9 protein-coding genes are annotated in these 12,128 nt (G+C 39.0%); 2 read left to right on the top strand and 7 right to left on the bottom strand.

What is annotated here, in order from left to right:
- Positions 1-96: 96 nt before the first annotated feature.
- Positions 97-1,422, bottom strand: a complete 1,326-nt coding sequence (locus tag HMPREF3106_RS01390) for a C1 family peptidase (protein WP_070443915.1) — start codon at positions 1,420-1,422, stop codon at positions 97-99.
- A 147-nt stretch (positions 1,423-1,569) separates the two neighbouring features.
- Positions 1,570-3,795, bottom strand: a complete 2,226-nt coding sequence (locus tag HMPREF3106_RS01385) for a pneumococcal-type histidine triad protein (protein WP_053091371.1) — start codon at positions 3,793-3,795, stop codon at positions 1,570-1,572.
- Positions 3,796-4,016: 221 nt separating this feature from the next.
- Between HMPREF3106_RS01385 and HMPREF3106_RS01380 the strand changes: the two genes are divergently transcribed.
- The gene (locus HMPREF3106_RS01380) at positions 4,017-4,421 is read left to right on the top strand and encodes a hypothetical protein (protein ID WP_070437358.1); all 405 of its coding nucleotides are present in this window, start codon (positions 4,017-4,019) and stop codon (positions 4,419-4,421) included.
- 70 nt (positions 4,422-4,491) lie between these two features.
- On the opposite strand, the gene HMPREF3106_RS01375 is transcribed toward HMPREF3106_RS01380, so the two are convergent.
- The 3 genes from HMPREF3106_RS01375 to HMPREF3106_RS01365 form a co-directional block, all read right to left on the bottom strand.
- Complete coding sequence (locus HMPREF3106_RS01375) at positions 4,492-4,935, bottom strand: MarR family winged helix-turn-helix transcriptional regulator (RefSeq protein ID WP_049555902.1); 444 nt, start codon at positions 4,933-4,935, stop codon at positions 4,492-4,494.
- Between the two features lie 12 nt (positions 4,936-4,947).
- Positions 4,948-5,355 (bottom strand): SRPBCC family protein, encoded by a 408-nt coding sequence (locus tag HMPREF3106_RS01370; RefSeq protein WP_005607059.1) that lies wholly within the window; start codon positions 5,353-5,355, stop codon positions 4,948-4,950.
- 862 nt (positions 5,356-6,217) lie between these two features.
- On the bottom strand, positions 6,218-7,957 hold the full coding sequence (locus HMPREF3106_RS01365) for a M3 family oligoendopeptidase (protein ID WP_049555904.1): 1,740 nt from the start codon (positions 7,955-7,957) through the stop codon (positions 6,218-6,220).
- Positions 7,958-8,091: 134 nt separating this feature from the next.
- Between HMPREF3106_RS01365 and HMPREF3106_RS01360 the strand changes: the two genes are divergently transcribed.
- Positions 8,092-8,949: a helix-turn-helix domain-containing protein gene (locus tag HMPREF3106_RS01360; protein WP_049555905.1), complete on the top strand. Its 858-nt coding sequence runs from the start codon at positions 8,092-8,094 to the stop codon at positions 8,947-8,949.
- Between the two features lie 50 nt (positions 8,950-8,999).
- On the opposite strand, the gene HMPREF3106_RS01355 is transcribed toward HMPREF3106_RS01360, so the two are convergent.
- Both HMPREF3106_RS01355 and HMPREF3106_RS01350 read right to left on the bottom strand, forming a co-directional pair.
- Positions 9,000-11,477 carry an ATP-dependent Clp protease ATP-binding subunit gene (locus HMPREF3106_RS01355; protein WP_070443912.1) on the bottom strand — a complete coding sequence of 826 codons (2,478 nt, stop codon included), beginning with the start codon at positions 11,475-11,477 and terminating at the stop codon, positions 9,000-9,002.
- A gap of 20 nt (positions 11,478-11,497) precedes the next feature.
- Complete coding sequence (locus tag HMPREF3106_RS01350; RefSeq protein WP_049555907.1) at positions 11,498-11,965, bottom strand: CtsR family transcriptional regulator; 468 nt, start codon at positions 11,963-11,965, stop codon at positions 11,498-11,500.
- Positions 11,966-12,128 lie beyond the last annotated feature (163 nt).

Below are 12,128 nucleotides of genomic sequence, written 5' to 3'. Positions count from 1 at the left end.
TGAAGCTTGCTAGGAATTGAGACTTCGGCTCAATCCGGTGCCTTTACTGTCACCACTATGAAGATGTCCAGAGGACTTATTTTGTTTTTTACAAGATTAGGCTAAGGACCCCATTGGATCCCATGGTGCTAATACAATTGGTTCGCTGTTGAAAGCGTCGAGTTGCTCTTTTGTAAGCAAGTCTTTTCTGATAACAATCTGATACGTATACTCATCCATCCACGCATCGCTCATCATCCAGAACCCTTCAACCCCAGATTCTTCACCCCAACTGTTTTCCACTTTCCAGCGGTTTGGTTTGCCATCGACAAGGTTCACCCCTGTTAATACCATCGCGTGCGTCATTAAGCTGTCGCCATATTCAAGACGTTCGCCTTTTGTGAGTGAATAATCGATTCCCGTTAAACCTTTAAGGTCAAAGTTATTCAGCGCAAGACGACCGTTACCACGGTTTGAAGATTGACCGACATCGCAACCGAACCATACAGATTCCCCTTGTTCTAATTGGCGAATCGCTAACTCTTTGAAGGTTGCCATATCAAGGTTCAAGTAGCGCACTTGGTTGCCAACGACATTTCCAAGCATATCAACAGTGTAGGAACGGTTGAATGGTTTGTCCGCTGTCGGTGAATTGATGATAGACACATAATCGTCCAAGTTTAAGCCCATGAATTGCTCGAAGAAGCTTTGTGGTGTCAAATTCAAGTGACGGTGGAATTCCTTGTCTTTATCACGATATTCGAAATCGAATGTTTCTGGTGGAGTTCCAAGAGTCACGCTAAGTAAGTCATACACTTCTTGCATTAATTGTTTACGCGTTTCGTTGATTTCCGCTTCGCTAGCACCTCTTGCCACTAAGTCACGGAGCACTTTTGCATCTTGTCGAAGTTTTTTATTTAAGTATTTGTTCAAATCGCTTGAAGCCGAGCTTGAAAAACTTTCCGGCATCACACTCTTTGGCACAACCCCATATTTCTTGAAGATAGACACGATCATATCCCATTGCCCACCGTCTTGTTGAGGGGTTTGTAAAAGGAAGGCTACATTGCGGCTTGTCACAGGTTCGCCCGCTGTTTTTAAAATATTTTCATGGAAATAATTGGCCTTTTCGTATTTATCCCAGAAGAATGTATAGCTTTGTGAGAGTTCAAATTCTTCGAGCTTGAAGTTATTAAAAAGTCTGTGGCGGAACGTATTGAGCGCCGCAAACATCCAGCAACGACCAGAAGCCTTTTGATTGGCTACTTTTCCGTGCTCCAAATCAATCGAATACACCGGCTGATTTTCCACAACAGAGGCGACTGTTTCACTAGCACCTTTCAAGCCATTCTTCACCGCAGCATTTTGCGCCACGATACGCTCTGGCTTACTTTGAAAACTTTCTTTATATTGTTTCGTCAATTCCTTCGTTAACGTAAACATAACTTCATCTCCTTTAACCTTAATATTCTTATCGTACTCCTCTTAAGAAACGGATGCAATACGATTTAATAAAAAAGCAACAATATCATTTATATTTTGCTTCCATCAAAAAAGACGGTATCTCTACCGTCTTTTTCTTATATCCTCTTATTTAGTAAAATCTGCCATATTGATTGGAATGGACCTACCGTCCGGCAAGCGCAATTCCGCTGTGCCATCCATATTAAAGACTAAACTATCTAATCCTACGCCATAACCAGCTGCAAACTTAGCAAGTTTTTCTTGGACAGGGTCCACTGCAGGCTCATCATTCTCTCCTGAATCTAAACTTGGCTCACTTCCTTCATTTTCATGAGGCTTTGGAGTCGATGGAGTTTCAGATTGGGATTGCGAAGTGCTTGGCTTAGAAGTTGAGTCTGAAGGTTTCTCTTCTTTCGTTGTTTCCTTTTGTTCTTCTGAAGTGCTCTGAGGCGTCTCTTCTGGTTGGTTTTCTTTTTCTCCTTGTTCCTTTTCCCCTGCAGTTGCTGTGGTTGGTTTCGTATTTTCTGCGTCTTTTTGCGCATGCTCTTGGAATTGTTTGAGCACTCCCGGTTCTTCCGTCTTTTGTTTTGGATCTAAGACAGGGACTTCAACCACATAATACGATTCATTTTCTTCGTAAGGGTTCGCCATAAAGGTCACACGAATGACATTCCCCGGAGTAGAAGTGACTCCTTTATAGGCTTCAGGAATCGGCAACTGAATTTCCCCTACTTTATAATTATTTTCCAAATATGGTGTCCCGTGGAATTCATCAAAGACACGTACCAATGCTTCTGTTCCTCCCGGAATCTTATACTGTGGTTTCAATCTGAGATGAGTGTCCCCGGCATAAAACGGATAGAAAACAGTATGACTAGCCATTTCATAAGCAAGAGATGCGGTCACTGTGAATATCCCTTCATAATGAACTTCTGGATAATCTTTTGAAGTGATACTATATTTAAATGTTTCTCCTGGAAGATACGATTTAAGAAGTTCAAAGTTCGCAATATTTCCAACTCCGTCCCCAAACACTCGACCAGATAGTTTCTCTAATTGATGACCGTCTGGAGTCGTGAGTTTCACAATCATATTCGTTCCTAATTTCTCGTCGATTCCCGGAGCAAATGTGAATGAAACACGCTTTTGCCCATTGGCTAAAGTAAAAGCCTGGTTGTTAAAGGTGCTTGCTTTCAACAGTGCAATTGCTTCTTCTAATTCCGCACCAGTATACACTTTATTATTCCGTTTTTTGGCTACTCCATCTTCTGGTTTAGAGGTTTCATAATTATGATGAGAATGCCCGCCACTAAACGGTTTACTCTCATCAATCGGTTCTGCATGATGATGATCTCCATGAGGATAAATAATGGAGTTCTTTTCCTTATCAACCACAATTTGGTCTCGTTTAACCCCATATTCTTTCATAATTCGAGCAATTTTTTCCTCGATTTTTCTCTCTAACTCTTTTTCCGCTTTATTCTCCTGAGTCGTATTTTCAGAAGGAGTCGGTTCCTGCGTAGTATTTGGTTCGTTAGTCTCGGGTGCTTCCTCAACCTTTCGACCATAATACCGCGCTCTGGCTTCTTCTAGGTTTTCTTTAGGAATCAAATATTCCCATTGACTATTTACGAGTTGCTCATACGGAATGACATGAACATCTTTTAAACTACCATTATGAGCTACTAATAAATATCTGCTTGTTTTTCCGATAATATGATTTCCATCAAATAAAAATCCATCGCTCGTAGGATAATGAATTCCTGGAAATTGTTTTTCACTTGAAGAGGTGTCAGGTGTTTGATTCTCCTCTCTAGAACTTGAAGGAGGTGTTGACAGGAATGCTCCGGTTGTTCCTCCAAAATTGGATTGAACTAGACCTGGTGAAGAAAACGAATGCGCGGTTTGATTTAATTGACTCTTATAAATAAAGTGGTAATGGTCTCCGTGTCTCACCACATAACCAAGCTCATTCTCCTCAACAACATCTTTGAAATCAAAAGTATAATGGTCCTCGGTAGAATTCAATGGATAAGGTGTCTTCCCGTTTTTATGCTCGAAAATAGCATCTTTTGGAACTTCTCCATAGACGAAATGATAGTGATCTCCGTGTTTTTTAAGATATCCATTCGTAAAAACTTCACCCACGATAGTTTTAGGTTTATTCTTTTTAATTTCTTCAGCCGCTTTCTCGTATTTGGCCATTTTTTCCTTATCGATTTCTTCTTTTGTTGTATCCTCTGTAACTGGTTCTTCTTGTTTCATAGCGCCTTGTTGATTCACCCAAACAAATCCGCCTAATAAAGCGATACTAGCACTTCCAATAAAGAGTGATTTCTTCAGTAATTTCATTGAATTCCCCCCAAAAAATATTCTAAATCGTATTTATTACGTTTTACAATATACTACCCTACCTTGCTTCTGTCAACCACTTTGTGAGGAAAATCTTCAATCTTAAACTTTTAACTCTAATTATAACTGTTTAAAAAATTCCTAAAAGAATCGAGTTTTAATCGATAAATAAAAAATTTGAATTATACTAACAGAAAATCAATTACCAAAAGGAGCTTATTATGAATTCTTCTTTCAAAAAACTCATCTTAATGAATAGCTTATACGGATTGCTTTGGGGAGTTATTTTTATCTGGGCTAAATACATGGATGTCATTAGCGAAGCTCCAAAAGGCGGGATATTCCGATTTGATTTCCAATCGCTTGTTGGTTGTATTTTGCTATCTGGAATTTATCTGTTTCCACTTTTTAAAATGGCAGTTAAGAACACGAACCTCCTTGAGTGGAAAAAATCAATAGCTTTAAGCCTCTCTACGCTACTTGCTTTCTTAGTTGGAACTTTTGATATTTCAAAAAAAGAATTCCTCCTAAATCATGAAGGCCTCTTAAGTATCTTCGCAATTGCTTTATTTCACCAATTGTTATTCCTTATCTACAAATTCTTCAAACGAAGAAAACAGGCTTAAAACTCTTTAATGGAGACGATATTCCTATATATTTCATTTACAAAAAAACACCGGCTAAACCGGTGTTTTTTTATTCCTCATTCAATCTTCCAAGATAATACTTAAAAGTATCCTCATCATTCCCTAATTTTCCAAAGAACATTTCGTCAATATGTTCAATTTTAGGTACTGCTTCTTTTAATATTAATTCAGCTTTTTCATTCAAAATAACGGCTTTTGCTCTAGTATCTCTGGAATGTTCTTGTCTTTTTACAAAATCCTTTTTTTCCAACAAACTTAAAATTTGAGACACCGTCATAACATCTATTCCCGAAAGTTTAGAAATCATTACTTGAGTAACCTCATTTTCAGTTTGCAGTAAATAAGCAAGTGCAGCTAAGACTACAAACTGAGGATGTGTTAGGTTAATTTTTTTTAGTTCTTGTTTAATCACAAAATGCCATTTATTATAGGCTCTCATAAATAGCAAACCGGTCGATTTCTCAGAATCATTCTTATATTTTGATGTAAACAATCAAAGATCACCTTAACTTTCTAAGTATTTTTTTAGAATAAAGATAGAGTCTGGAACATCTGAAAAAACTTGTTTTAAAAATTCCAAGTGTTGGATATCTTCACTATCTAAGCTTACAGAATGTTTTATAATTACACTCCCATCATTATTATCGATAATTTGATGTCCAAAAAGTATATCCCCAAATGGAGTAGCCGTTTTATCCCAAAATTCTTCAAATACTTTTACATGAGTAAGTTCGTATTCCATTGGAGGCATGCCTTCAAGCTCCATAATTCCTTTTGAACCTGTTTCAAAATTACCTTTTAAAGTAATATTTTTTAAATCTTCCTCCCAAGTATACCATTTTTCAATATTGGCATAGTACTCCCAAGCCTCTTCTTTAGTTGTTTGGATTTTTAAGCTAAAACTAAATTCCATAATTCTTCCTCCTTATAATAAGTATACTTATTATAAATATTTTTATCATTAGTGTCAAACAGAATAGAATCTTTATTGATTTTATTACTAGCATACAAATCATGGAAATTCACAACTAGGATAGAATATTCTTAAAAAGAATGAAAGAGCCCTTCGGATTCGGCAATAAAACGTGGCCCCTTCCTCTAACGAAGTCCCCACCACTATTGAGGTCTCTTCTCCTCCCTTCAAGTAACTCTCAGTGACAATGCGTTCCCTTCCTAAGCATTGCCGATAACATCGCAGCAGTCCATCAAAAAAGGAAAGCATAAAAATATCTTGCGAAGCCCTACAAACTCGCAGGAATAAAACAAAAACAAACTCCATAAAAGTACGAAAGAGTCCTTCGGATTCTATAGCAATCATCATAGCGAGTGTAATCGATGCGAATTAGTGACTCTGGAAATTTATTTCCTAGAGTCAATTTGAGGCTCGATAGGAGCTGAGACGTAAGACTCAGCCCGATACAGCTATAATGATTGCTATGAAGAGTTCCGAAAGGGCTCGAAGTACATTGGAAGCACCAGTGTCTTTTACGTGAGTTGTTTTAACAAAAATAAACAGAATATCTGGCTGCTCCAATTGTAGAGCACTATGGATAAACAAAAAGAGCATCAGTGGATTGAAAGAATAGTGGGAAATCGTATTGAAACGAATAAGAGGGAGTTAGGAATTGATTCCTTACTCCCTCTTTGAGGCTTCAAAGGTGAGTGACTACAGGCACGAGCCGGTATCCCACTATGACTCTTTCAATCATCCAACTGATGCTCGAAGGTTTATCCATCCCATCAAAAGATGGATGAATCTGTCAGATATTCTGTTTTTATTTCACCGTAGTTAAAGCAATGAACTGCTCGATGTTGTCGGCAACTTGCGCCAATGCTTTCTTCCAAAATGCGCTATCTTCTACATCTACACCCAACACCTTCGCAGTATCTTCCGCAGAAGTTACTGTTGTCGCACGCAATAACTCTTGATATTTCTCAACGAATCCTTCAGGTTGCTCTTGATAGATGGCATATAAACCTTTAGAGAACAATCCTCCGAATGCGTATGGGAAGTTGTAGAAGCTTAAGCCGCTGCTGTAGTAGTGCGGTTTGCAAGCCCACATATATGGATGCATTGCGTCTGGATCTAATCCGTCGCCGTATGCTTCTTTTTGCGCATCCAACATTAATTTTTCTAAATCTTTCGAGAACATGAAGCTCTTTTCACGGTTTTCAAATACTGCTGATTCGAATAAGTAACGTGAGTAGATGTCCACGATGATTTGTGTTGTATCTTGTAATTGTGATTCAAGTAAGGCTACTTTTTCAGCATCGCTCGCTTGTCTAATCACTGTATTCATCACGATATTTTCATTGAACGTTGACGCAGTTTCAGCAACAGGCATTGAGTACTCTTGGTTTAATACACGGTGGTTTTCGATGTGTAAACCGTGGTATGCATGTCCTAATTCGTGCGCAATTGTTACAACGTCGCTTAATGAACCAGAGAAGTTTGTTAAGATACGTGATTGTTTGATGAATGGCAGGTTGCTACAGAACGCGCCTCCCACTTTTCCTTTACGTGGTAAGAAGTCGATGTAGTTGTTTTCGTAAGCTTCTTTTGTCATCTCGGCTAAATCTTCCGAGAAGCCTTTGAAGTTTTCTAATAAGAATTCTTTAGACTCTTCGATTGTGAAACGACGTGAGCTTTCTCCGATTGGTGCAAATAAGTCGTAGAATGGTAATCCATTTTCATGACCTAAGAGTGCTGCTTTATGTTTTAAGTAAGCGCGGAATTGTGGTAAATATTCGCGAATCGCTTCAAGAAGCGCATCCAATGTTTTACGAGACATACGAGATGCTTCTAATGTTTGCGCTAGTGGAGATTCGAATCCACGTAAGCTTGTTTCTGTTAATACTTGTTGTTTAATATTGTTTAAGGCAAATGCGATTGGTTCTTTGATGGTATCGTACATTTTCAACTCTGTTTCGTACGCTTCTTTACGAACCGCTGCATCAGCATCATACGCCATATTACGAATTTCGCTAAGCGTTACTTTTTCGCCTTTAAATTCGCCTTCAACGCCTGAAGTCATCGCTTCGAAAAGTTGTTCCCAACCGTCTCCACCGCTGATAGAGAATTTCGCGATCACATCTTCTAATTCATCTGATAATAGATGTTTGTATTGTTGTTTTGCTTCTGCAAAGTAGAATTCGTAGTCTTTTAGATTTTCGTCGGATGTGATATCTGTTTCCACGCTTCCAATAAATTTGTAGACTTTTGTATACGCACTGTTTAACGCAGCATACGCATTTCCGAATAAAGTACGGTATTTATTCGCTGTTTCGTCTGTCGTGTTAGCAGTTAATGTTAAATTAATGTAGTTCCCAAGACGACTACTTAATACACTAAACTCTTCTAGTGCCGCAATTGCCGCTTTGATAGACTCTAAGTTATCTTCGAGCGTTAAGCCGTTGAATACCTCTCTAAAGTTTGAAAAACGTTCAAAATCACGTTTAAACTCTTCACTTTCAAATGAAGGATAGATTTCTTTTAATGACCATTCTGTTGACATTTTGGATCCCCCTTATTTTCACTATATATTTTATTCTACCCAATTTTTCTAAAAATTCATAGTGTAAGTACCTTTATTCTCCCCCAAACAACGTGTATACTTAAAGGGCAAACACTGTTCAAAAAGGAGTTCTTATGAAAAAGACTTGGAAAGAATTGTTCCCAGATGCCCTTCTTGGAGAATCGACTCAAAATACTGTTCCTGTACAGTTGAACGGCGAAACGATTTTTCTCTTAGAAGAAAGTTTATCAGAACGTGAACGATTCCTCATTCAAACATTAACTACACAACCGACAAAAGCAACTGCTCCAACGCATCCTTGGCTTGCCTACTTGGAAGGAAAAGGGGCTCTTCCAAGCGAGATCGCATATATTCAAAGCGTGCATTTAGCCGTCTTTCCAAAACAGGAAGGTGTCTTTCACGAAAAAGACTGGTTAGAATTCGTCGAGAACCTAACCGTTGGGGCGCTTGCTATCTTCAAAAATTTCCGCCATCATTACACGCTGGTCGTGAATCCGGGAGTCTCAACCGCTCTTGCTAGCACTCTTTTTGAAGTAAAATCCGCTATTGAAGACGACTTTGCGGTAGAGCTACAAATCTTTATTGGGAACCGCTGGGCGACCAATACGAATACACCCTTACTATACCAAGCCGAGAAAGCTCTATTTGTTGAATATTTATTACATTCTCACAAACGTTCTTGCCTCGAGTTTTCTCCTGTTCTCCTATGGGGAATCGCCAATGGACTGGTGGATATTGCCCCGATTGCGGATGAACTACTCCTTCTTTTAAACGTAGAAGAAGTAAAAGAGGTCGTTGAAGCACTTTGGGATGCCCATGGAAATGTCTCAAAAGCTAGTAAAAAATTGTTCTTACATCGGAATACCTTGCAGTATCGCATCGATCGTTTTGCAGAACAAACTGGGCTCAACGTCAAGGACATGAACGACCTTACGCTCTGTCACTTACTCTTACAAAAACAAAGTTACTAAAAAAACAGCCACTTCTATATAGCATAGAAGTGGCTGTTTTCATTATAATATTAAACTTTTACAGCTTCTTTTTTAGGAGCGACTTTTGTTTCTTTAATCGTCACTTTCCCTTTTTGAGAACCGATTGTCACTTTTTGGCCGAAGCGAATTTCTCCGCTGAGGAGTGCTTCACTTAGTGGGTCTTCGATTTTCTTTTGAATTGCACGACGAATTGGGCGTGCCCCGTATTCTGGGTCGAATCCTTCTTCTGCAATTAAATCAATCACACCTGAAGTGAATTTCAATTCGATATTGAGTTCCGCAAGACGTGTCTTAATATCTTTTGTCATCAATTGAACGATTTGACGTAATTCCGGTTTCGTTAATTTATGGAAGACGATAATTTCGTCGATACGGTTTAATAGTTCTGGACGGAACGCATTCTTCAACTCTTCACGGATACGTTTTTCCATTGCAGCATGGTCATGTTGGATGGTTTTCGCGCCGAAACCAACTGATTTTTCATCTCTGAGAGCTGTTGCCCCAAGATTTGATGTCATGATGAGAATCGTATTTCTGAAGTCGACTTTACGTCCTTTTGAATCAGTCAAATGTCCATCATCTAAGACTTGTAATAAAATATTAAACACATCTGGGTGGGCTTTTTCAATTTCATCTAAGAGAATCACAGAGTAAGGTTTGTTGCGAATTTTCTCTGTTAATTGTCCCCCTTCATCGAATCCAACGTATCCTGGAGGTGAACCCACTAAACGGCTAACCGCGTGTTTCTCCATATACTCAGACATATCGATACGAACAAGTGCGTCTTGGTCGCCAAACATTGCTTCCGCTAAAGTTTTGGCTAGCTCTGTCTTACCAACCCCTGTAGGTCCAAGGAATAAGAATGAACCGATTGGACGTCTTGGATCTTTCAACCCACTACGCGCACGGCGAATGGAACGAGCCACTGCTGATACAGCTTCTTCTTGTCCAATCACGCGTTGATGCAATTCTTTTTCAAGATGCACGAGACGTTCACTTTCTTTTTTCTCCATTTGTTTTAATGGAATACCAGTCCATTGGGATACCACTTCTGCGATATCTTCTTCAGTAATGGCCGCAACGAATTCTTGTTTCGCTTCGATTTCTACTTTTTGACGAAGTTTTTCAAGCTTGTCGCGTTTGGCTTGTTCTTTCTTGCGTAAACGAGCTGCTTCTTCGAATTTTTGTTCACGAATCGCTTCGTCTTTCTTCACTGCGAGTTCTGCCACTTCTACTTCGAGTTTTTGAAGTGGTGAGTGTTTACCACTGCGGTCCAGACGGGCTTTTGCAGCTGTTTCGTCCATCAAGTCGATGGCTTTATCTGGTAATTTACGAGATGTAATATAACGAACCGATAATTGTACCGCTGCTTCAATCGCTGCGTCTGTGATTTCCACACGGTGGTGGTCTTCATAACGTTTGCGAAGGCCTTTTAAAATTTCAACAGTGTCATCTGCGCTAGGTTCGTTGACATGAACAGAGGCAAAACGACGTTCTAAAGCTGCATCTTTTTCAATATATTTTTGATACTCATCTAAAGTTGTCGCCCCAATAACTTGGATTTCACCACGAGCAAGGGCAGGCTTTAGAATATTAGAAGCATCAATCGAACCTTCCGCTCCACCGGCACCAATCAACGTATGCAACTCATCAATAAAGAGAATCACATCTTGTTCGCGGTATACTTCATCCAAAATTTTCTTCATGCGCTCTTCGAATTCACCACGATATTTTGTTCCTGCAACGACTGCACCCATATCTAACATCATTAAACGCTTCTCAGCAATTTCTTCAGGAACTTCTCCAGAGACCATTCGTTGAGCTAAGCCTTCAACAATAGCTGTCTTACCAACACCTGGTTCCCCAACGAGGACAGGGTTATTTTTTGTACGACGGCTAATGATTTGGATAATGCGGCGTACTTCCTCTTCACGACCAACCACTGGGTCAATCTTTCCTTGACGGGCTAATTCAGTTAAGTCACGCGCTAAGCTGTTTAATGTAGGGGTTCCCTCTTGGCTAGATTCTTGGCGGGCTTTTCTTTTAGCAGCTCCAGAACTAGCAGGTTGAATTCCTATTTTCCCGTAGATTTCTTTCATTAATTCTTGAGGGTCAACTTGGTTATCACGAAGAATCTTCGTTGCTAATACTTCTTCACGTAATAAGGCTAATAATAAGTGTTCTGTTCCTACTTGTGGCACTTCGAGGCGTTTTGCTTCATCTGTAGCAGATAAAATCACCTTTTTAGCTCTAGGAGAATAAGGCATTAAATAAGGATCCATCTGTTTACGGTTTGAGCCATATCCTGTCAGTGATTCGATTTCCGTACGAACGATTTCTGCTGTGAGACCTGCCGCACGTAGTACATGTCCAGCAATCCCTTCTTGTTCTAAGATTAATCCTAATAATAAATGCTCTGTCCCGACAGCCTGATGCTTAAATAAAATAGCTTCTCTAGCAGCTAAAACCATCGCACTTTTTGCTTTTGGTGTAAAAATTTCACTCATGGACTTTATCCTTTCTGTTTCTAACGATACTTCAAGTTATCGATTAATTTTTTCATCATATTACTACGAATTTCATCTCCATTTTTAACAGAAACTGGAAACGTGTCCTTTTCCATCATCAAAGCCATCATTTGGGCTTCACGTTTTGATATTAATTCGTTCTCATATAAATTTTGTAATAAATGATTTGCTTCTCGTACTGATAATTGAGGCGGAATTAAATCTCCTAAAGTGTTTAGAACATCCATTTCATCTACTAAATTGACTTTCATTATGCGGATATATCCACCGCCACCTCGCTTACTTTCTACGACATACCCTTGTTGGATGGTAAAACGAGTATTAATCACGTAATTAATTTGAGAAGGAACGCAATTGAATTGATCTGCAATCTCACTGCGTCTGATTTCTACTGTTTCATTCGAAAGCAATACATTTTTTAAATAACTTTCTATCAAATCGGACATATTTTGATTCTGATTTTGCATTCATCTTCCTCCTTTAACCTTGACTATATTTGACTTTAATTATACAAAAGTTTTCCCTCATTGCCAATTAAATTGCCTTTAAAACAAAAAAGAAGCTAGACATTTGTCTAGCTTCTTTTCTTCATAATTATCGGGAATACAGGATTCGAACCTACGACCCCTT

It is taken from the genome of Granulicatella sp. HMSC31F03 (assembly GCF_001807725.1).
Classification (GTDB): domain Bacteria; phylum Bacillota; class Bacilli; order Lactobacillales; family Aerococcaceae; genus Granulicatella; species Granulicatella adiacens.
Note: the sequence above shows the minus strand (reverse complement) of the source record. Positions and strands in the feature narration are given on the sequence as shown.

What these genes read in the sequence shown, in the direction of transcription:
- HMPREF3106_RS01380 (WP_070437358.1), top strand. Translation starts at nt 4,017, where the DNA reads ATGAATTCTTCTTTCAAAAAACTCATCTTAATGAATAGCTTATACGGA.
- HMPREF3106_RS01350 (WP_049555907.1), bottom strand. Translation starts at nt 11,965, where the DNA reads ATGCAAAATCAGAATCAAAATATGTCCGATTTGATAGAAAGTTATTTA.
- HMPREF3106_RS01385 (WP_053091371.1), bottom strand. Translation starts at nt 3,795, where the DNA reads ATGAAATTACTGAAGAAATCACTCTTTATTGGAAGTGCTAGTATCGCT.
- HMPREF3106_RS01355 (WP_070443912.1), bottom strand. Translation starts at nt 11,477, where the DNA reads ATGAGTGAAATTTTTACACCAAAAGCAAAAAGTGCGATGGTTTTAGCT.
- HMPREF3106_RS01365 (WP_049555904.1), bottom strand. Translation starts at nt 7,957, where the DNA reads ATGTCAACAGAATGGTCATTAAAAGAAATCTATCCTTCATTTGAAAGT.
- HMPREF3106_RS01370 (WP_005607059.1), bottom strand. Translation starts at nt 5,355, where the DNA reads ATGGAATTTAGTTTTAGCTTAAAAATCCAAACAACTAAAGAAGAGGCT.
- HMPREF3106_RS01360 (WP_049555905.1), top strand. Translation starts at nt 8,092, where the DNA reads ATGAAAAAGACTTGGAAAGAATTGTTCCCAGATGCCCTTCTTGGAGAA.
- HMPREF3106_RS01390 (WP_070443915.1), bottom strand. Translation starts at nt 1,422, where the DNA reads ATGTTTACGTTAACGAAGGAATTGACGAAACAATATAAAGAAAGTTTT.